16 protein-coding genes are annotated in these 22029 nt (G+C 58.9%); 5 read left to right on the top strand and 11 right to left on the bottom strand.

The window, feature by feature from the left end; all coding sequences use genetic code 11:
• Positions 1-3 precede the first annotated feature (3 nt).
• The 9 genes from SIC19_RS09910 to SIC19_RS09950 form a co-directional block, all read right to left on the bottom strand.
• Positions 4-1578, bottom strand: coding sequence for a sensor domain-containing diguanylate cyclase (locus tag SIC19_RS09910; protein ID WP_075196363.1), 1575 nt, complete (start codon positions 1576-1578; stop codon positions 4-6).
• A gap of 186 nt (positions 1579-1764) precedes the next feature.
• A complete protein-coding gene (locus SIC19_RS09915) occupies positions 1765-4008 on the bottom strand; it encodes an NADP-dependent isocitrate dehydrogenase (RefSeq protein ID WP_075196364.1) in 2244 nt (747 codons plus the stop codon).
• Between the two features lie 486 nt (positions 4009-4494).
• Positions 4495-6486 (bottom strand): acetoacetate--CoA ligase, encoded by a 1992-nt coding sequence (locus SIC19_RS09920; protein ID WP_075196365.1) that lies wholly within the window; start codon positions 6484-6486, stop codon positions 4495-4497.
• Between the two features lie 16 nt (positions 6487-6502).
• Entirely contained in the window at positions 6503-7282 is a 780-nt protein-coding gene (locus tag SIC19_RS09925) for a 3-hydroxybutyrate dehydrogenase (RefSeq protein ID WP_075196366.1), read from the bottom strand.
• 12 nt (positions 7283-7294) lie between these two features.
• A complete protein-coding gene (locus tag SIC19_RS09930) occupies positions 7295-8659 on the bottom strand; it encodes a TRAP transporter large permease (RefSeq protein WP_075196367.1) in 1365 nt (454 codons plus the stop codon).
• Entirely contained in the window at positions 8659-9297 is a 639-nt protein-coding gene (locus SIC19_RS09935; protein WP_075196368.1) for a TRAP transporter small permease subunit, read from the bottom strand. Before SIC19_RS09935 ends, SIC19_RS09930 begins: the two co-directional genes overlap by 1 nt.
• Positions 9298-9414: 117 nt before the next feature.
• Complete coding sequence (locus SIC19_RS09940) at positions 9415-10467, bottom strand: TRAP transporter substrate-binding protein (RefSeq protein ID WP_036207728.1); 1053 nt, start codon at positions 10465-10467, stop codon at positions 9415-9417.
• Positions 10468-10793: 326 nt separating this feature from the next.
• A complete protein-coding gene (locus SIC19_RS09945; protein ID WP_227662330.1) occupies positions 10794-12239 on the bottom strand; it encodes a sigma-54 interaction domain-containing protein in 1446 nt (481 codons plus the stop codon).
• Positions 12240-12353: 114 nt separating this feature from the next.
• Positions 12354-14465 carry a 3-hydroxybutyrate oligomer hydrolase family protein gene (locus SIC19_RS09950; protein WP_075196441.1) on the bottom strand — a complete coding sequence of 704 codons (2112 nt, stop codon included), beginning with the start codon at positions 14463-14465 and terminating at the stop codon, positions 12354-12356.
• Between the two features lie 344 nt (positions 14466-14809).
• On the opposite strand from SIC19_RS09950, the gene SIC19_RS09955 reads away from it, so the two are divergent.
• Positions 14810-15697: an alpha/beta hydrolase gene (locus tag SIC19_RS09955; RefSeq protein WP_081899282.1), complete on the top strand. Its 888-nt coding sequence runs from the start codon at positions 14810-14812 to the stop codon at positions 15695-15697.
• Here SIC19_RS09955 and SIC19_RS09960 read toward each other — a convergent pair whose 3' ends face one another.
• Positions 15698-16057, bottom strand: a complete 360-nt coding sequence (locus SIC19_RS09960; RefSeq protein ID WP_075196369.1) for a DUF6164 family protein — start codon at positions 16055-16057, stop codon at positions 15698-15700. It abuts the gene before it with no gap.
• A 99-nt stretch (positions 16058-16156) separates the two neighbouring features.
• Here SIC19_RS09960 and SIC19_RS09965 point away from each other — a divergent pair, with 99 nt between their 5' ends.
• The 4 genes from SIC19_RS09965 to SIC19_RS09980 are packed head-to-tail and all read left to right on the top strand — an operon-like array spanning position 16157 to position 20650.
• Complete coding sequence (locus tag SIC19_RS09965) at positions 16157-17563, top strand: DUF2868 domain-containing protein (RefSeq protein ID WP_127402055.1); 1407 nt, start codon at positions 16157-16159, stop codon at positions 17561-17563.
• Positions 17560-18990: a GTPase/DUF3482 domain-containing protein gene (locus SIC19_RS09970; RefSeq protein ID WP_091642632.1), complete on the top strand. Its 1431-nt coding sequence runs from the start codon at positions 17560-17562 to the stop codon at positions 18988-18990. Before SIC19_RS09965 ends, SIC19_RS09970 begins: the two co-directional genes overlap by 4 nt.
• Positions 18991-19040: 50 nt before the next feature.
• On the top strand, positions 19041-19436 hold the full coding sequence (locus SIC19_RS09975; RefSeq protein WP_007155480.1) for an ectoine synthase: 396 nt from the start codon (positions 19041-19043) through the stop codon (positions 19434-19436).
• 11 nt (positions 19437-19447) lie between these two features.
• The gene (locus SIC19_RS09980) at positions 19448-20650 is read left to right on the top strand and encodes a CynX/NimT family MFS transporter (protein WP_085678174.1); all 1203 of its coding nucleotides are present in this window, start codon (positions 19448-19450) and stop codon (positions 20648-20650) included.
• A gap of 139 nt (positions 20651-20789) precedes the next feature.
• Here the strand turns inward: SIC19_RS09980 and SIC19_RS09985 are convergent, their stop codons facing one another.
• Positions 20790-21965 carry a type III PLP-dependent enzyme gene (locus SIC19_RS09985; RefSeq protein WP_127402054.1) on the bottom strand — a complete coding sequence of 392 codons (1176 nt, stop codon included), beginning with the start codon at positions 21963-21965 and terminating at the stop codon, positions 20790-20792.
• Between the last annotated feature and the right edge of the window lie 64 nt (positions 21966-22029).

Raw genomic sequence — 22029 nt, forward strand, 5'->3', positions numbered from 1 at the left:
TCTTCAGGGATTATGGGCTTCCTCGGTCAAGGGTGCCAGTACCACCTGATTGCGGCCATCGGCCTTGGCCTGATACATGGCCCTGTCGGCTGCCGCGCACAGGGTATCGGCGCTTTCACCATGGTCGGGAAATACGGAAACGCCGATACTGACGGTCAGTGCGACCGTGTTGCCACTCCCCAGAGACTGTGGGGCATCACTCACCAGTCGGCGCAGTCGCTCTGCGGTATCCAGAGCCTCGCGATAGTCCATTTCCGGCAACAGGATAACAAACTCTTCGCCGCCAAACCGACCGACACTATCCACACTCCGCACGCTCTCTGCCAGCAATGCGCTAACCGCCTTCAGCACGGAATCGCCAGCGGCGTGCCCGTACAAGTCATTGATGTGCTTGAAATGGTCAAAGTCGACCCAGAGCAACGCCAGGTTTCGACCATAGCGCGTGGCACGGACAATTTCCTCATCCAGCAACCGGGCCATCTCCCGACGATTCAGCAACCCTGTCAGCGGGTCCCGGGCCGCCATCTCGGACAACTCGTTTTCAAGTGCTTTACGGTCAGAGATATCCAGCACAATCCCCTCAAGCACCAGCTCACCCTCACCTTCGACACTGCGGCCGCATTCCCAGACCCAGATCCGAGTTCCATCCTTGCGAACAAGGGAATACTCGATGGAAAACAGCTCCGCATTGCCGACGGCCAGGTCCACTGCTTGCAGCGTCGCCTCATCGATGCCTTCTGCGATCAGCTCGGCAAAACTGATCACTTTGTTGTTGATCAGTTCATCCGGCTCGTAGCCGGTCAGCTGACGACAGCCTTTGGAGGCGGATATCAAGGTCCAGTGCTCATCGTATAGGCAGCGGTAGGCCATGCCGGGCAGGCTATCCAGTATGGTGGCTAACTGGCGCTCACGCTGACGGGCCATAGTCTCCGCCTGGCGAATATCGGTAATATCCTGTCCGATAGCGATTGACCCTGCGAGTTCACCCGTTTCATTCCGCAGGCTGCGCGAGTTCCAGGACAGCTGTCTCTCACGTCCATCGCGGGTGGTTATCCAGGTTTCGTAACCGACAACCTCGCCCTCATCGCGGAGAATTTCGTTCGCCCTCTCACGGATTCTGGCCCTGTTTTCCTCATCGGGATACAGCAGCTGCCAGATCTCATCGGACCCGATCACTGCCTCCCTGGGATAGCCGCTGATGTCTTCCGCGGCCTTGTTCCAGAGTACCACCCGGCCCTCCGGATCCAACACGTTGATCCAGACATTGGCGCGCTCAATCACGCTTTCACGGAACTGGCTCAGTTCCCGATTTTCCTTGCGCTGATGGCGGTAGAGCGACAACAACTTCCGGTCATTGGTGAACTGTCGAATCAACAACAGGAAAAGTGCGAGCCCGGTCACCAGGACGAAAAGCGCGCCCTTGTAGGTTTGTATCCTGCTAACTACGTCCGGATCGGGAAACCATTGCTGCACCAGATAGTCGGAAAACGTAATCCACAACCATCCCACCAGCAAGTAGGTTCCAACAACCCACAACGAACGTCGCAGCGGCGTAGGACGGCCTTGAAGTTTCTCCATCTAAACAGTTTCCCCGGGTTCCGGCTGCTTCCCTGTTGGTGTGAACACCTCGGGCCCAAATCGAAGGCATGACACCCTGAAAATAGACACAGACGGCGCCGCCGTCGAGCGAATATTGCAATTGATGAGGCATAAAAAAACCCGGAGGGTGCTTCCACCGTCCGGGTTTTGCCAGGCTTTATAGACTTACTTTACCTGAGCGCGAGCCTCTTCGAGAATGCGATTGAAGGTCTCACTGGGCTGCATGATCTTGCAGACGTTCTCGGCCGGTGGGTGATAGTAACCACCGATATCGGCCGGATGGCCCTGGATCACACTCATTTCTTCCAGGATTTTGTCCTTGCTGTCTTCCAATTGCTTCGACAGCTTCGCGAAGAAGTCCTTCAGATCCTTGTCGTCATCCTGGTTGGCCAGTTCCTCTGCCCAGTAACGGGCAAGATGGAAGTGGCTGCCACGGTTGTCCAGTTCACCGGTGTTGCGCGACGGTGACTGGTTGTTCTCCAGCAGGCGCTCGGTGGCCTTGTCCAGGGTCAGGCCCAGCAGGCGCGCACGTTCGTTGTTCTGCTTCTCACCCAGTTCTTCCAGGGAAACAGCCGTCGCCAGGAACTCACCCAGCGAGTCCCAGCGTAGGTGATTTTCCTGCAGCAGTTGCTGAACGTGCTTCGGCGCGGAACCGCCAGCACCGGTCTCGTAAAGGCCGCCGCCGTTGAGCAGGGGCACGATGGACAGCATCTTGGCACTGGTGCCCAGCTCCAGGATCGGGAACAGGTCGGTGAGGTAGTCGCGCAGGACGTTACCGGTGACCGAGATGGTATCCAGACCACGAATCAGTCGCTCCATGGTCCAGCGAATGGCACGTACTGGCGACTTGATGAGGATATCCAGGCCGTCGGTATCGTGCTCCTTGAGGTACATTTCGACTTTCTTGATCAGCTCAGCGTCGTGCGGGCGCTCATCGTCGAGCCAGAACAGGGCGGGCATGCCGGTGGCACGGGCACGGTTAACGGCCAGCTTGACCCAATCACGGATCGGCAGGTCCTTGGTCTGGCAGGCACGCCAGATGTCGCCCTTCTCGACTTTGTGCTCAGTCAGTACGGCGCCGTCTTCAGCAATAACGCGAACAACCCCGTCTTCCTTGATTTCAAAGGTCTTGTCGTGGGAACCGTATTCCTCGGCCTTCTGCGCCATCAGACCAACGTTCGGCACCGTGCCCATGGTGGTGGGATCAAACGCGCCATGGGTCTTGCAGAAGTTGATCACTTCCTGATAGATGGTGGCGTAGGTGCTTTCAGGCATCACCGCTTTGGTGTCCTTGAGCTTGTTGTCCCGGGCCCACATCTTGCCGGAGTTACGGATCATTGCCGGCATGGAGGCATCAACGATGACGTCGCTGGGTACGTGCAGGTTGGTGATGCCCTTGACGGAATCTACCATGGCAATTTCCGGACGATGCTCATAGCAGGCGTGCAGGTCTTCAAGGATCTGCTCCTGCTTGGACTCCGGCAGTTGCTTGATCTTGTCCGTCACACTGGAAAGACCGTTGTTGGGGTTCACGCCCAGTTCGTCAAACAGTTCGCCATACTTGTCGAACAGCTCCTTGTAGAAGATCTTTACCGCGTGACCGAAGACGATCGGGTGGGAGATCTTCATCATCGTGGCTTTGACGTGCAGGGAGAACATCACACCGGTTTTTTCGCAGTCTTCAATGCAATCATCAAAGAACTTGCGCAGCGCCTTGCAGCTCATGAACATGCCGTCCAGCACTTCGCCTTCCTGCAGTGCCAGCTCACTCTTGAGAACGGTCTGCTTACCTTTGGCGTTCTCGAAGACGATGCGGGCGTTGGTGGCCTTGTCCAGTGTCAGTGACTGTTCGTTGGAGTAGAAATCACCACCGCGCATGTGGGCCACGTGAGTGCGTGACGCCGGGCTCCACTCGCCCATGGTGTGGGGATGTTTACGGGCAAAGGCCTTGACGGCGGTCGGAGCACGACGGTCGGAGTTGCCTTCACGCAGGACCGGGTTTACCGCGCTGCCCAGGACTTTGGAGTAGCGGGCGTGGATTTCTTTCTCTTCGTCTGACTCAGGGTGTTCCTTGTACTCGGGAACCTTGTAACCCTGGTCGTTAAGCTCCTTGATGGCAGCCCGCAGCTGGGGAATTGAGGCACTGATGTTGGGAAGCTTGATGATGTTGGCTTCCGGGTCCTTGGTGTAGTCACCCAGCTCTTTGAGGTCATCCGGGACTTGTTGCTTCTCTTCCAGGTAATCAGGGAAGAGCGCGAGAATACGGGCAGCAAGCGAGATGTCGCTGGTGCCGAACTCGATGCCTGCGGGCTTGGCGTAAGTTTCGAGGATGGGAAGAAGTGACCGTGTCGCGAGGGCGGGGGCCTCATCGGTCAGTGTGTAAATGATCTTGGCTTTGGATGATGTCATTTTCGTCCTCAGGCTGATGGGTGAGTTCAGGACGGTCACCGCAGGGTCAGCCGTCTTGTGAACGTCTGGCTTGAGCGATGACTGATTCGGGAACTTTTGATAGACCTACTAAGATAGCATTTTTTTGCCAATTCTGGTTACGATCTTAGTATAAGAACCGACTAAAAGTTCGCTAAAAGCCGTTACAGGGTGATGAAAAGGCAGGAATTTACGAAACTTTCGGACATTTAGGTTTGGGAGTATCGCGCTGGGGGTAGGGGCAACCAAAACACGCTCAAGCACATCCCTGTGGCGCTTGGGCTCCGCCATCCATGGCTCCGCACAGTTTTGGTTGCCCCTACCCCCAGCGCTCGGCAAATTTCATGCATGCCCGCCGGTTACAGCAGCCACCGTAGGTCGGATTAGGCGAAGCCGTAATCCAACAACAAGGCTCAAACATCAGCCCCCGTCGCATTTCGCTACGCTCTATACGACCTACGAGCTAACTCACCCCTTCGGCAACAACCCCGCCTCGTCTAGGCATTCCCGAATCCGGTCCAACGCCTCCGGATTGCCAAGAGCATCCCGGTTGTCGGCTTTGTTGGAACCGTTGATCAGGCGCGCCACCGCCAGCTCTACTTTCTTGCCGCTGCGCGTGTAGGGAATATCCGGCACCTGGATGATGTGTTTCGGTACGTGGCGCGGGCTTGCGCCCTGGCGGATGCGGGTTTTGAGGTTTTTCTGAAGGTCGTCGGTGAGGGCCTGGCCCTCTGCCGGGACCACCAGCAAGACCACTTCCACGTCACCTTCGATCTGACGACCAACAACCAGGCTGTCTTTGACTTCCGCCACGGTTTCCACCTGGCGGTAGATCTCAGCGGTACCGATTCTCACACCGCCCGGGTTAAGGGTGGCATCTGAACGGCCGTAGATGACGGCGCCGCCGTGTTCGGTGAATTCGATGAAGTCGCCGTGGGCCCAGACATCCGGGAAGGTGTTGAAGTAGGCGTCTTTATAGCGCTCGTTGCCGGGGTCGTCCCAGAAGGCGACGGGCATGGAAGGCAGCGGCTGCCGGCAGACGAGTTCGCCTCGACCGCCACTGACGGGCTGGCCGTCGTCGCCGTAGGCCACGGCGTCAACGCCCAGGAAGCGGCACTGGATTTCGCCACGGCGCACCGGCAACAGCGGTGTGGAGCCCACGAAGCAGCCGCAGATGTCGGTGCCGCCGGCGATGGAGCCCAGCAATACGTTGGGGGCGCCGTCGCTGTAGATCCAGTCATAGTCTTCCGGCAACAGGGGTGAGCCAGTGGAGAAGACGACTCTCAAGGCCGTCAGGTCCAGGTTTTTCGCCGGGGCCAGTTCAGCCTTACGACAGCCGGCGATGAACCGTGCGCTGGTGCCGTAATGGGTGACTTTCTCGTCGGCCACCACCTGCCATAGATAGTTCAGGTCCGGGTAGCCAGGTGAGCCGTCGACCGTGATGACGGCCGCGCCAGTCAGCAGGGCAGACGCCTGCCAGTTCCACATCATCCAGCCGCAGGTGGTGAAGTACAGGAAGCGGTCGTCGGGGCCGACATCGCCATGGAGCATCAGTTCTTTGGCGTGGTTGACCAGCAGGCCAGCGTTGCCATGCACGATGCACTTGGGTTTGCCGGTGGTGCCGGAGGAATAGAGGATGTACACCGGGTGCTCCGGTGGCAACGGTGTGAAGGAGGGCGCCTGGCCCTGTCCCTCGGCAAGGGCCTCGTCCCAGTGGGTAACCTTGTCGCCAGCGACGGCGGGTTCGCCTGGCAGCTGTTCGATGCTGACAACGCAGCGCAGGCTGGGCAGGCCGTCAATCAGGCCGGCGAAGTCATCCTGGCGGTTGAAGACCTTGCCGCCATAGCCGTAGCCGTTGACCACGATCAGCGCTGCCGGCTCAATCTGGCCGAAGCGATCAAGGATGGCGCCCACGCCGAAATCCGGTGACGCGGAACTCCAGACGGCGCCCAGGCTGGTGGCCGCCAACATACCCACAAGGGCCTCATAACCATTGGTGACCACACCGGCCACGCGGTCACCCTGTCGAATCCCTTTGTTGCGCAGGAAGGCTTCCAGGGCACCGGTGTCCGCTTTCAATTCAGCGTAGGTGCGGCGCAGTACCGGGCGGGTTTCGCAGTAGGCCACAACCGCTTCGCGCTCGGCGTGGTCGCCTTCCGCCAACCGCAGCAGGTTGGCCGCAAAGTTGAGTTTCATACCTGGGAACCACTCCGCGCCGGGCATATCACGTTTGCCCAGAACCGCATCGGCTGGCGTGTCGCATACCAGGCCACAGTAGTCCCATACCTTTTGCCAGAAGGTCTCTAGGTTCTCAATGGACCACCGGTGGAGGGCGTGGTAATCGGCAAACGGGCCGAAACCCTGTTGCTCCAGCCAACCCTGGAACTGGCCCATCTGGCAGTGTTTCAGTGTGTCCTGCGAAGGAGACCAGACCACTGGTGATTGTTCTGTGTTGCTCATCCGTCTCTCCTGTTGCTTACTGCATATGCCAGCCGTGACTGACCACAATGGATTGGCCAGTCAGTGCCGCCGAGGGGAAGGCCGCCAGGTGCACTGCCAGCTCGGCGACGTCTTCCAGGGTGGTGAATTTGCCATCGACGGTATTCTTCAGCATAACCTTACTGATGACCTCTTCTTCGGAAATGCCCAGCTCCTTGGCCTGCTCCGGGATCTGCTTGTCCACCAAGGGCGTTCTGACAAAACCGGGGCAGATGATGTTACTACTCACACCATGCTCGGCACCCTCTTTCGCCACCGCCCGGCACAGGCCCAGCATGCCGTGCTTCGCCGCCACGTAGGGCGCCTTGAGGGGAGACGCTTCCAGGGAGTGGACAGACCCCATATACAACATGGTCCCGCCCCCACTGGCGTACATCTGTTTGAGGGCTGCTCGCGTTACCAGAAACGCCCCGTCCAGATGAACATTCATCACTTTACGCCAGTCGGCAAAGGCCAGTTTATGCAATGGGTCGATATGCTGGATACCGGCGTTGGCCAGGGCCACGTCGAGGCCACCCCATTTTTCCACGATGGCGGCCACGCCTTGGTCAACCGCCTTCTCATCCGTAACGTCCATGGCCAGGGCCATGGCGGTGCCCCCTGCCTTTTCAATGGAATCAACGGCGTCCTGGGCGCTTTCCAGGGTGAGGTCGGCCACGGCCACCCGGGCGCCCTCACGGCCATAATGTTCGGCTATGGCCCGGCCAATTCCGCGCCCCGCCCCGGTGATCAGGGCTATCCGGTTTTCTAGACGCATGTTTCTCTCTCCTTAGTCGTAAGCCACGCTAGGCAGCCAGGTCGCGATTTCGGGCACCAGGAAGACAATCGCCAGAGCCACCAGCTGAATAATGATGAAGGGTATGACGCCCTTGTAGATGTCGGTCACCTTGATTTCCGGCGGTGCCACACCCTTGATGTAGAACAGTGCAAAGCCGACAGGTGGCGTCAGGAACGACGTCTGCAGGCACATGGCGAAGAGGATGGTGAACCACACCAGATCAAAGCCCAGTTGCTGAACCACCGGTGCCACCAACGGCAGGATGATCAGGGTGATCTCGACCCAATCCAGGAAGAAGCCGAGCAGAAAGACACCAAACAGGATGGTAAGAATCACGCCATAGGGGCCGAAAGGCAGTCCCAGCAGAGCGTCCTCGATAACCTGGTCACCACCCAGCCCCCGGAGGACGACAGAGAACGCCGTGGCACCCAGGAAAATGGCAAAAATGAACGCCGCCGTGCGGGTTGTCTGCTGCATGGAAGAGTTGAGCACTTTCATGCTCAGGCGACCCGACATCAGCGCCAACAGCAAAGCGCCCAATGCGCCAACACCGGAGGCTTCCGTTGGTGTTGCGATTCCGGCAAAGATAGAACCCAGCACGCCCAGAATTAACGCGGCTGTCGGCACAACGGCCTTTGCCACTTCCCAGACGATGCCCCAGGTCACTTTCTCAGTACCCTCGGGCACCGGCGCAATGTGCGGTTGCAGCATTGGGCGGATAATGGCGTAGGCCACGTACATGGCCCCCAGCATAAGGCCAGGAAAGAACGCACCCATAAACAGATCGCCAACTGACGCGTCAGGAACCGCCAGCCGATCCGCCATCAATACCAGCATGATGGACGGAGGAATCAGGATGCCCAGGGTTCCAGTCGCACAGGCCGTCCCCACAGCAAATCCCTTGTCGTACTTGTTCTCCATCATCACGGGCAGGGATAGCATGCCCAGCAGCACAACGGACGCACCGATGATACCCGTGGTCGCGGCCAGCAGTACGCCGATAACAATCACGGTTACCGCATAGCCGCCGCGAACAGCGCCAAACAGTTTGACCATACTGTTCATCAAACGCTCAGCCACCCCGGACTGGTCAAGCATGATGCCCATGAAAATAAACATGGGCAGAGCAACAAGAGTCTCGCTGTTTACAACCTTCCATATCCGCTCGGGCACGAGCCCCATGGAGGAGGAATAGTCAAACCACAGATTTGCTCCAAAATTCTCGACGGCGATTACACCGACAACGGTCCAGATAACTGCGGTGCCACCCAACACCCATGCAACCGGAAAACCGGTCATCAACAATGCTCCAAATGTCAGGAACATGCCGATTACGAAAAGGGTTTCAAGCTCCATCAGGACGCATCCTCTTTATTGTTATCCCCGGACTCGATCCGAATTGGCTTCGGAAAACCGAAAAGCAGAGCAGTGACTTTCAGCAGACGGGATAGCGCTGCCAGAATCAGAAGAACAAAAGACAGTGCCAGGATACTCTTGAGAATCCAGCGATAAGGAAGCCCGGCAGGCGCTTGGCTGGTCTCGCCCTGGGCCCAGGAACTGAAGGCATAGGGGATCATTTCGTAAACTGCCAGCCCGAGAAACGGTAACAGCAGGAATACAAGTCCGAGCAGTTCGATCCAGGCCTGGCCCCTGAGAGACAGGCGCTCATGGATCACATCGACTCTGACATGGTCATCCGTCACCAGGGTATAGCCCAACCCCAATAACCAGCCTGCACCGGCCAGATGCCATTGGACTTCTTCCAGAGTGACCGAACCCATGCCAAAGGCATAGCGACCTACCACTGCATAGATGATCACGCCGGTGACCACGATCCAGAGCCAGGAAGCACTCTTGCCTATTGCGGAAATTACACCGTCCATAAACTGGCTGAGCCAGGTCGTCGGGAATTCCGTGTGATGATGAATAAATTGACCGGCGTCCGACGCCGATGCATGCACATCGGGCGGTGAGCCTTTATCAGACACTGTCATACAACAGTTCCTCGTTCAGAAAGCCTGCCGTGAAACAAGGATGGCCCCGAAGGGCCATCCAGACTTAATCAGAGAATACCGACACTCTGGTCGGCATCTCGGGGTCAGCCCCGAACCTTACAGGTCCGCCGGAACATAGGCGCGGGTGTCCCACACCTTGTAGGATTCCATGAACTCCTGCTGGCTTTCATAGACGCGCTTGAAGTCAGCATCCTTGGAGGCTTCTTCTTCGAGCACTTCCTGAGTTACTTCCTTCAGCTTGAGCAGAACGTCGCGGGGGATCTGATCGGCCTGAACGCCCTTGTCCTGGAACTCGGCCAGAACCTTGCCGTTCTTGTACTCGCCTTCTGCGAGACCACGCGTGGTCGCTGCGGTGCAAGAAGCCTCAACCAGCGCCTTCTGGGCGTCAGTCGCACGAGCCCACTCATCCTTGTTGATCAGCATATACTGAGCCGTGAACTGCTGGTGCCAGCCCGGGAACAGGTTGTACTTGACCACCTGATTGAAGCCGAGAATCTGGTCGATGGCGGGCATGGAGAATTCGGTGGCATCAATGGTGCCTTTCTCCAGTGCCTGGTAAAGCTCGCCGCCGGGCATCATGGTGACGGACGCGCCAAGCTTCTCCAGAACCTTGCCACCCAGGCCGGCGAAGCGGATCTTCAGGCCTTTGTAGTCTTCCAGTGTTTCGATGGGCTTGGAGTACCAACCCGCTGTTTCAGGCCCAATGATGCCGCACAGTTGTGCGTGTACATCGAAGCCTTTATTGGCATAGGTTTCCTGCAGCATTTCATGCCCACCGCCGAAGTAATACCAGCCGATATAGGCGGGTGGCTTCATGCCGAACGGAACAGCGGCAAACAAGGGAATCGCTGGCACCTTGCCCTGGTCGTAACCAATCCAGGTGTAGCCGGCGGATACCTTGCCATCGGAAACCGACTGCAGAATATCGAACGCAGGTACCAGCTTGCCGGGCTCGTAGACCCGAACCTGGATGCTGCCATCGGAAGCGGTATTGAGGTTGTCGGCGACCCAGGCAGCAGGTGACCCCAGGCCGGGCAGGTTAGTGGCGAAGGCGACCGGCATTTTCCAGCGCAGGTCATCTGCGAACGCCGATCCGGTAGTCAGGGCGATCGCACCGGCGATACCGGTAAGTGCCTTGAAGAGTTTCATTGGCAAGTCTCCTAGCATTGTTGTTGTATTCGGCCAAACAGGAACGTTCCCGACGGGCCTTATCTGAGTGTAGTCAGACATCGCAGGAAACGAGACAGACAAGATGTGTTTTGGGTCCAACGATAGCGCCAGTCTTGTTTTCTGCGTTGTTCTGACGTCCTGCATCCGGGATATAGCAGGCACTGTGCCAATCACAATATTTTGTTATTTATCAAACAGATAAAAACGAGGAAAGACATCGCACATGACAGACAGTCCGGAAAACCGGACGCATATAGACATCCGTCGTAGGGGTTTGTACGGATAACAGGACAGGTGTCCTGATTTCAGGACATCTTGGCGAGTTTTTCGTAAAGCACCGAACGCGAAATACCCAGCAGTTTGGCTGCCCGGGTACGATTACCACGACTGGCGACCAACGCTTCTTCAATTGCCTGGGCTTCGGCATCGGCCAGGGTTTTAGCCAGTGGACGCACTGGCTGTGGCACCAGCGATGAGGCTGGCCGGTTGCCATTGCGGGGCAACACCTTGAAAATGGCATCGGCGTCCAGCAGACCACCGTCTTCACCCATGGTCAGGGCCCGCTCCAGCACATTGCGCAGCTCACGGATATTACCGGGCCAGTCGTAACCGCCCAAAGCTGCCACACCAGCGTCGGTGATTTCACCCCGCATCTCCAGACCGTCGCAGATTTCACCCAGCAGGGCCTCACACAGCACGCCCAGATCGGCCAGGCGGTCCCGCAACGGAGGAATAGGGATTTCCAGCACGTTCAGCCGGTAATACAGGTCCGACCGGAACTCACCTTCGGCAATCATCGCCTCCAGGTTGCGACTGGTCGCGGCAATGACCCGCACATCCACCGAGGCCACCTTGTTGGAGCCCAGAGGCTCAATCTCACCTTCCTGCAACGCCCGCAGCAGTTTTGCCTGCAACGGCAGTGGCATATCCCCGACTTCATCCAGAAACAGGGTGCCGCCGTTGGCGAGCTGGAACTTGCCTTCCCGGGTGCGGCGATCCGCCCCGGTGTAGGCTCCGGGTGCCACGCCGAAAAATTCAGCTTCCAGCAGGTTGTCTGGAATAGCCGCAACGTTCACGCCCACGAAAGGTTTTTCGGCACGGGTTGAAACGGAATGAATGGCCTGCGCCAGCACCTCCTTGCCTGTGCCGGTTTCTCCCAACAACAACACCGGCATGTCACGACCGGCCGCCAATCGGGCCCGGCGCTTCACCTCCAGCGCTGCGGGACTGGCCCCCACAAAGTCGGCGAGGTTGTAGCGAGTGCCACGCGCTTTCTTCGCCAGCGCCTTGCGGGCTGCGGCCAGATCCTGGTGCAGGCGACGGTACTTGGCCACCAACGGCGTCAGCGGTTGCAGGTCGTCATACAGCACAAACGCCACCGCCCCCATGATGCGCCCTTCGTCGTCATAAAACGGCAGCCGGGTCACCACCAGTTGTTGCTTGCTGTGCTCCATGATATCGAGCAGCAAGGGTTTACCGGTTTCCACCACTTCCGGCATGCGGCTCTGGGGGATCACCTGGCGAACAGGTTTACCGATGACGGCCCTGGGGTCTTCCAACCCGAGCAGATGGGCATAACTGTTGTTGATCCAGGTAATACGGCTTTGGTGATCAACCGCAATCGCGCCGGCACTGGCTTCCTCAAACATGGGAAACAGTGCCTCGATCAGATCCCTGGTCAGGCCACTCTTGTTATTCTCGGTAAACAGCTCTGTCATGTACCCTGTACCACCGGGTTGGATGTTATTCATGGCAATATCCAGAGCACCCGGCGAACCGGGTGCAGAGACGGAAGTATATGGCGCCCCCGGAACAGGGGCAAACAATGCCGGCCCGGAACCTGCCCGGGCCGACCGACAGGTGTGTCAGTCTGGAATCTGTACCTGATCGTCAGCGAACACGATGCGGTCGCCGGCATCCGGGGCAGGATCGATCGGGGTCAGGTTAGCCTCAGACAGAGGGGTGGCCATATCGCCACGCGGTACTGTTCTGACCACCTGACTGGGCGGCAAGGCCTGCTTGTCGGCAAGGTTCGCCCACACCAGATCCAGGGCCTGGAAGAAGTAGTGATGCAGCGGCACATACCGATCCGCAATACCCGGGAAGCCGTTGAGGACATCCAGGTGATGGGCATTGAGAATCTCGTAATACCTCAGCTTGCTGTTGCTGCCCTCAACCCGCTGGTTCAGCCCGAAATAGGGCCGCGAGGTGTGGTTGATGGGCAGGATGGCGTCGGCACGACCGGTCACAAAGACCGTTGGCTTGCCCCGCAGGTTGCCAGACGCGCGAATTTGCTCAACGCCATCAGCAATACGCTCTGACCATTCCGCGGCATCACCCGACAGCGGGCTTCCGGTCACGGCATCGGTGCCCAGGGCAAGGCTTCTCAGACACAGCAGAGCATCCAGACCGTAATCCTGCTGACTGGTGCTGGGCGATGCACTGGCACCCAGATTGGTGGGCTGACCTTCGGCACCGTCGTAAACCAGATTCACCCCGGCACTGGGGGGAATACCGTTACTCGCGGAGAACAGCGCTGCTTCCTGCGCCGCAGTGATCGGCGTGACCGCTCCGCCAGCCCCCGTAGCCGCCAGGCTGATATCACACAACCTGTCCTCAACACCGGCCTGACCGTAGGCGTTGGCATAGGTGGTGGAGATGCTCTGGGCAACCGCCAGCCCGAAATGAACCGGTGCCAGCAGGTTCTGCTCCGGCTGGATACCCACTTCCTCTTCCAGGATGCGCAGCGCATCGGAGGCGCGGTCGTCGGTGGTAGCGCCTGTCACCAGGCCCTTGTTGGCCAGCGAGTTACAGATGTTCTCCGCAATCGTGAAGTTGTTGAATGTGGCGTTCAGTGGCGCCACATCACGCACTTCCGGTGCAATGTTCGCGCAACCCTGATACACCGCCAGCGCCGTGGTGTAATCCAGCAGGCTGCGGCTGTGTTCGGCCAGTTCGGGGCCACTGCCCTGGCGGATGGTAAAGCTGGTATCCACCTGCGGATTGACGTTGGGCTCCGACACCGCCACCCCGTCGATCAGCCCCTTATCGTCAAGCTCAGCGGCACGGACCGAAGCCCCACCGCCGTTGGAAACGCTGGACGCAATCACCAGGGTATCCTTCGGCTTCACCTTGATCACTTTGCGACCATTTCCGGTTTCCTGCCCGAATTCCTCGTTCAGCACATAGAAGCCGAATTCAATCGACTGCAGTACATGCCGCCCCCAGTCAGCCTCGGGGTTGGCCTTGGAGTGAGCGTGCTTGTAGGCGAAACGGTCCGGCCAGGCGGCATCAAAATCAGCCCGCGCCTGGGCATCCAGATCGGCCCGGAACTGCACCGGCTCATCCGCCTGGGTAAGAGTACCGTCGATACGCTGGGCAGAGTTGGTGGCCAGGTTGTGGGAACCGGTTCCCGTGCCCTTGTCGGTGTAGACCACGGCGCAGCCTTTCTTCAGGCCCCATTCGCCGGCGGTGCCGATCGCGCCGTAAATGCCGCGGGAGCCGGACGAGGGCGCCGTTACCATACAGGCCTGCTCGGGGTCGAAACTGGCCGGAACCTGGACCATCACGGTCACCGGCACATCACTGCCATTAACCGTCATGTAAGCCAGGTATTCATTACCCGCAATCAGCCCCTCACCACTGCTATCGACCTGGGGACCAAAGAATTCGCCGTAACCACCACCGGGCACGGTGTCCACAAGAGCCCGATAGTTGTTGTAGATGGCCAGCGTCCGGAGTTCTTCAGGCGTGGGGTTGAGCGGATCATCAAAGGCCGGTGCCGTTGCACTGGCCAGGCCGCTGGCGCCAAGGCCACCGGTCAGGAGATCATCGGTGACGCCATCATACTGGGTGGAATGGACCTCTCCCTGGATGAATCCCGGGAGTTGGTTGAACGGTTTCTTGCTGCTGTCGTTGCAGGCGGTACCCGTCAGAGCCACCGCACCAATCAGCGTGTACTGAAATAGCGTTTTCATAGGTTGTTCCCTGTTGTTTTTGTTAGACATGAGAACCCGGCGTACACGAACGAAGCCGGGTACCATGACAGGGGCCATGCGTATCCTGTGCCAATACAGCAGGACGTTGATTTTCATTGCTTTTTCTTTGAATTGCTCTAATTCTCAAGCACTATTTCCGGATTTCCGGACAGTGGTTAGAGGGGGAGGTGGGCGGAAATGCCCTCTACGGGCCGTCTCGCGACATTGTCCTGAAGCCAGGACAGTGTCCCGTTTTCAGGACAGCGCTGAGCACCGCACAATGCATCCGTGGTCATATTCGAGACGTATAAGTCTTCGTTTCCGCCCGGATGAACGGAGAGTCCATGCACATCAACCGCCTGCTGGCATTGGCCGCCAGCACCTTGCTATCTGCCTGCGCCTCACACCTGAACGCGCCAGCGGAAACGGTGTCGGTACCCGATACCGGCTTTCGCACCACAACTGGCATCACCTATTCCCCGGACAACTGGCCTCAGGAGCTCCAGGCGGATCTTTATCTGCCAGACAGCCCCGACCCCGCACCTGCAGTACTCCTGGTGCATGGCGGTGGTTGGGAACGGCGTTCGCGGAAGGACATGACATGGATCGCAGAGCACCTGGCCGGCCGGGGCTTTGCCGTGATGAACATTGATTATCGGTTTGCACCTGAACACACCTTCCCGGCGCAACTCCACGATCTTCAGATAGCCATGAACTGGCTTCATGCCAGGGCGGGAGCCTACAACCTGGACCGGAATGCGATCAGTGCATTTGGCTTTTCTTCCGGCGCTCACCTGGTCAGCTTGTTGGCCGTGATTGCCGAAAGCCAACACCCGTTGAACCAACCACACGGAGGCGCGGACGCGCGGCCGGTGGCTGTTGTTGCCGGTGGCTTGCCAGCCGACCTGCGAACCTTCGGGTCCGGAAAGCTGATCCGTCAGTTCCTGGGCGGTGATCTGCAGGACATTCCGGGTGTTTATGAGGCCGCCTCGCCGATCACCCACATTACCGCCGGCACGCCTCCGTTTTTCCTGTTCCATGGCGCCCAGGATATGCTGGTGCCTGCGGATCAGGCGCGGGATTTTCGGGCACGCCTTGCGGAGCATCACGTTGAGAGTGAGCTTTACCTGATGCACCTGCGAGGCCACATCACCAGTTTCCTGACGGCCGGCAATGCTGTTGAGAAAGCCACAGACTTCCTGATCCGGCACACGGAAAAGCGGCCGGAGTGACTAAAGAGTCACAAACGGAGCAATTGTTAATGCCAGGATGACAACGATGGCCAGGCAAGCCGCCAGGGTCGTCACCGGCTTGCGGCGAAGCCGATGCCAGAATCCGCCGACCCGGCCCGCCGCCAGATCCTCCTCGTAAGCGTCACGCTGACGCTGCAGGCGCTCCTGCTGGTAGGTTTGCAGCAATTCCCGGGCTCGTTGGGCCTCCTCATTGTCGTGGACCCAGAATCCACCCATGCTGATACCCCAGCGACTGGGAGGCGTCTCGTAGTAGGACACGTTGTGCGTCTCGAACAGCTCGCGTATTTCGTCCGCCTCGTCGTCGGGGACGTGACGAAGGTTCATGAGGTGGTTGGTCATGGTAGGTCCGACACCGGTTTATGGGATACCCTTATCATCCTAGACCCTTATCCTAGCATTCCGCGGCGGCTCTCACCGCCCAGTCGATCAGGATACTCGATGCCAGACAGCGCCATTCGACGATTACTGGAGTTCGACAATCAGGTTCAGCGCGACCGCGACCAGAACCCGGTGTTCCTGCACCGGCGGGATCGCCGTTTTGCCCTGGACTGCCACAACCAGGGCGTCAGCCCGGGTCCGGATCGGTGGCTTGAACATGTCAGGCGCCTGTCCCGCCGTAGACCGACCGATGACCCGTTGAAATTCTGGCGAAGGGTGACCACAGGTTTTGCCCTGGCGGGGCTCGTTGCCGGAACGCTGGCCATGCTGGGGCTACTGTTCTACGACGGTGGCCAGCGAATCAATCTGACGGTGATCCTGGCCTTCGTGCTGCTCCAGTGCATCCTCGCTGTGGTTACCACTGTCCAGGCCTTTGCCGGCTGGCAGCCCTGGCGCTGGCTGCTGAGGAAGTTTGCGGTCGCACGCCCCTCGGGCGCCCTGCGAACACTGCAACCACTGTTAATGGCCCGTGCCGCCCATACCGGCGGACTGGCGTTTGGTGTCGCCGGACTGATAACCCTGCTGGTACTGGTGGTGATCCAGGATCTCGCCTTTGGCTGGAGCACCACCCTGAATACCGGCACCGACAGCTACTACCGCATGCTATCCGCCATCGCCACACCCTGGCAGCATCTGTGGCCTGCGGCGATGCCGGACCGCGAACTGGTGGATGCCACCCGGTTCTTCCGCAGCCAGTCTTCCACAACGACCGATCCGGCCCTCTGGGGGAGTTGGTGGCCGTTCGTGGCAATGGTCTGGATGATCTATGTCGTCCTGCCCCGGCTCGCTCTGCTGATGGTGGCGATCGTTCATCCCCAAATGCGCGCGCGTAAGGCGCTCCGAGCCCATCATGGCTGGGTCGCCCTCCAGTACCGCATGGAGACACCCACCGTGGACACGGGCAATCGCCACAATGACGCCGCCGACCAACCGGATACGACAACGTCTGCGAAATTGCAGCCTATCCCCAGGGCCCAGGCTATTATTCGCTGGGCGGAAGCCGGCAGGCCAGCGCTGCCGCAAACCATCATCGCAGGAGACCAGGAGCCCCTCGCCGCCGGCGGTAGCGCCTCGCTCGAGCACGACCATCACATCATCGAACTGGCAAACCAACGACTGACCAGTGCTCTCACTCCCGCGGCCATTATCGTCACCCGCAGTTGGGAACCACCCACCGGCGAGCTTGCGGATTTTCTACAACAGGCCCGCGAAACATGGCCAAGGCAGACCACCATTGCGCTGGTACCGATGGCAGCTCAACCAGACCAGTCGCCACCGGACCATCAACTCAGCCAGTGGCTGCGGTTTGCGGAGCGTACGGAGGATGAGAGGATGGTGGTCAGCACGCCGATTACAACACCGCCGGATATCCTTATGCACCGCGCACTGCAGGACCAGGACGAATAATGAAAGCCCCCGTGTTTGCCGTGGTCGGCCACCCCAACAAGGGCAAATCCAGCATTGTGGCCACGCTGTCCCAGAACGACGCCATTGCCATCGCGCTGGAGCCTGGAACCACCCGTAAACATCAGGCCTATCCGTTGGCTGTCGATGGCAAGACACTGTACACACTGGTGGACACGCCGGGGTTCCAACGCCCCCGGCGTGTCCTGGAATGGCTTGAAGCCCACAGCGTGTCTGCCTCTGACCGGGCCGAAACCGTCGAGGCCTTTGTGGTCCAACACCGCCAGGACAACGGCTTTGTCGATGAATGCGAGCTCTTGCAACCGCTCATTGAAGGCGCGGGCATCATCTACGTGGTTGACGGTTCGGTTCCCTACAGCACCCAGCATGAAGCGGAGATGACCATCCTGCGCTGGACCGGCCGGCCGAGCCTCGCCTTGATCAACAGTATTGGTGAAGACGACTACAGCGACACCTGGGCCAGGGCGCTCGGCCAGTTTTTCCAGGTTGTCCGGACCTTTGATGCGGTTCGCGCGCCCTTCGAGCAACACCTCAGCCTGTTGCGAGCCTTTGGGCAACTTGAGCCGGACTGGGAGCAGCCCCTGGACAGCGCGACGGCGTTTCTCTCGGCGCAGAGACGGCAACGCCGCACCCAAGCGGCCACACTCATCGCCCGCAGCCTGGAAGACATGATGTCCTTCCGCGAAAAACGGACACTGACCACACTCCAGACCAGCGAAATCTCCGATCACGACCTGGCCGCACAGTTGCGCAAAAGCTGGTATGACAACCAGAGAAAACGGGAACAGCACCTTCGAATTGCCATTGAGAAGCTCTACGAGCATCACCGTGTACAACGACAGGAAGCGGAACTGGAATGGCACAGTGAACACGACCTGTTCAGCGAAGACAGCCACAAAGCCTGGGGAGTAAACCGCCGCTACCTGGCCACCGCAGGCTTCGGGGCCGGTGCCGTGAGCGGGGCCGGGGTGGATGCGTTGACCCTTGGCCATTCACTGGGCGCCGGAGCCCTGGTAGGCGGGCTGATCGGTGCCGCAGGCAGCTATTTTTACGGCGACCGCCTGGCACTGCCGGTGCTCAATACCGGTGTACTGAAAAATGGGCTCAGGACCGCCACCTTCGGGCCTGTACAAGACAGCCAATTCGGCTATGTTGTATTAGGAAGGGCCGTTAATCACTGGTGGCATATCAGCCACCGAAATCATGCCGGCCGGGAACTGCTGGATCTTGAACCTGCCGATGACCATTGGCTTGAGCAACTCGACCGCAGGCAACGCCGGACCATCCATCAGGCCTTTGAACGTTGCCGGAAAAAGCGCGCCCTGGATGACAAAATGAGGATAGCCTTTATAGTCGCCATCGAGCAGTCGCTGGACGCCTACGACGATTGGCGGTTGAACCGAACCTGACGGGGATGTTTATACTGTAAGGCTGCTCCATCACACAGCGAGGGATAAGTATGAAAATTGTACGAGTTCAGGACATCATCGGCTCCGAGCGCGAAGTATCAGGGCCGGGCTGGACCAGCCGCCGCATGCTGCTGAAAAAAGACGGCATGGGCTTTTCATTCCACGAGACCATCATCCCTGCGGGCGCCGAGCTGAACCTCTGGTACAAGCATCACCTTGAAGCTGTATATTGTGTCGCCGGTAACGGCAGCATCTACGACAAGGCCACTGGCGAAACCCACGAGATTTCCGATGGCACGCTTTACGCGCTGGACAAGAACGACCCGCATACGCTGCGTGGTGGCACCGAAGACATGCGACTGATCTGTGCCTTCAACCCGCCCGTCACCGGCCGTGAAGTCCACGACGAAGACGGCGCCTATCTCCCGGACACCGGCGACAACTAAGCCCGGCCCCAGTGGCTGACGTTTCAGGCACAACAACACCGCCACCGGCAGCCAAGCTGCTCCCGGTGGCGGTGTTGCTTTGGCTGGCCGGTGTTTATCTGCGCATACCGGTATTGGTTGCACCTCCCCTGGCGCCGTTCATCAGCGACGAACTCAGCCTGTCCCAGGCTCTGACCGGTGCGCTCACCACTCTTCCAATATTGATGCTGGCTGTCGGTTCCATGCCCGGTTCCCTGGCCATCGCACGGATGGGCCCACGCAATACCCTGGCGCTGGCCATGGTGATCATGGTCATCGGTTCCGCCGGTCGCGGGCTGTCACCCGATACCATCACGCTTATGCTGGCGAGTGCCGTCATGGGCCTGGGTGTGGCCATGATGCAGCCCTCCCTGCCGGCACTCCTGCCACGCTGGCTCGAACCCAAACATCTGGCCATCGGCTCCGCTATCTACATGAACGGCATGCTGATGGGCGAGTTCATCGGCGCCGGCATCACCCTCCCGGTACTGATGCCACTGATGGACGACAGCTGGCGCGCCACCCTGCTGGCCTGGTCACTGCCCGCGTTGCTGGTCGCTGCCGCTCTGTTCCTTCCCCGCCGGGAAATGGCACGGCCGGTGAAAAAACCGGCCTGGCTACCCGACTGGAAAAACCCACTGACTCTGCGAATTGGCCTGCTGCTGGGCCTGTCAGGCTCCCTGTTCTTCGGCCTTAACGCCTACATGGGCAATATCCTGGAGCAACAAGGCAACTTCGACATGCTGGCGGACGCCTTGTTCTGGTATAACTTCGCCCAGGTGATCGCCTCCCTGGTCATGCTGAAAATGGCGAGATATTGGGTAGGCCTCAAAGGCCCCATCATGGTGATGGCAACCTGCAGCATCCTGGGCACAGTGGGAACGGTCGTCTTCACTGGCTGGTGGTCAATAGCCAGCGCAACGTTTATGAGCTTCACGGCCGGCATTCTGCTGATCCTGCTGGTGGCTTTACCCCCTGTACTGGTGGAATCAAGAGAAACGGGGCGACTCTCAGCAGGAAACTTTCTGGTTGGTTACACAGTGGCGTTTTCTGTTCCCATGATCGGCGGGTTACTGGCCGATTGGGGCAACGACGCCCGATACGCCATTATCTTTATCATCGCCTATTGCGCTCTGGTTCTTCCCCTGACTTTTACCCTGGACCTGAAACGACAAAAGGGCCAACCCGAAAGTTGACCCTCTGTCTGGTGCCATTGATCTATGCTTTGCCGGGCCGCGGGGTGGGGGTATTTTTTCCTTGGAAATGGAACTCGCTTCGCTCAGACACCCATTTCTGGCGGAAAATATACCCCCACCCCACGTCCTTACCGCTGGCTTAGATGTAATAGTCCTTTAACGGGGGGAAACCGTTAAACTCTATGGCACTGTACGTCGTGGTGTAGGCACCGGTGGACAGCCAGTACATGCGGTCGCCAATGGCCAGATTCAGCGGCAGCGGGTACTTGTGGTGCTCGTACATGATGTCGGCGCTGTCGCAGGTTGGGCCTGCAATTACACAGTCCTCGCCTTCGCCGGATTTCTCTGTATAGATCGGGAACTTGATGGATTCATCAAGCGTTTCGATCAAGCCACCGAATTTACCAACATCGGTGAATACCCAACGGTGTAGGGCAGTACGCGATTTACGTGAAATCAGCACCACTTCACTTACCAGAACACCTGCGTTGGAAATCAGCGAGCGGCCCGGTTCGATAATAATCTCCGGCAAATCATCGCCAAAATCCTCATCCAGGAAACGCTTGATCTCTTCCGCGTAGGTTTTCAGGTCATTCGTACGGGTGATGTAGTTGGCCGGGAAGCCGCCGCCCATGTTGATCATCTTCAGTTCGATGCCGTCTTCTTCCTTCAGACGCTCGAAAATCACCTTCACCTTGCCCAGGGCGGCGTCCCACGCGCCGATTTCCCGTTGCTGGGAACCCACGTGAAAAGAGACGCCGTAAGGCACCAGGCCCAGATCGCGGGCCAGGATCAGCAAGTCCATGGCCATGTCGGTCTGGCAGCCGAACTTGCGGGACAGCGGCCAGTCAGCGGTCAGGGTGCCTTCGGTCAGGATGCGAACATACACTTTCGAGCCCGGAGCCGCCTTGGCGATGTTGCGCAGGTCCGCTTCCGAATCCGTCGCGTACAGGCGAACACCTCGCTCGTAGAAGGTGCGGATATTCTTGGCCTTCTTGATGGTGTTGCCGTAACTGATGCGGTCGCCCGTCACACCCAGGCCCATGACCTTGTCGAGTTCGTACACCGACGCGATATCAAAGCTGGCGCCCTTGTCCCGCAACATCGTCAGAACCTGCGGGGCAGGGTTGGCCTTCACCGCATAGTAGACGTTGGCATAGGGAAAGCCTTCCACCAGTTCATCGTACTGGCGGTTGATGGTCGCGGTATCAATCACGACGCAGGGCGTGTCCTTGGTATCGGCAAATGCCTTGATACGGGCAAAGGTCTCGGCGTCGTAGTAGTCAGTGATGATGGCGTTGGTGGATTCGGTCATGGATAGGGTTTCCCTCCAAAGGGCAAACGGGTCGTTCAAACAACATAGGTACCGATCCGGTACC

This window comes from Marinobacter sp. MIT930201, assembly GCF_047122665.1.
Classification (GTDB): domain Bacteria; phylum Pseudomonadota; class Gammaproteobacteria; order Pseudomonadales; family Oleiphilaceae; genus Marinobacter; species Marinobacter salarius.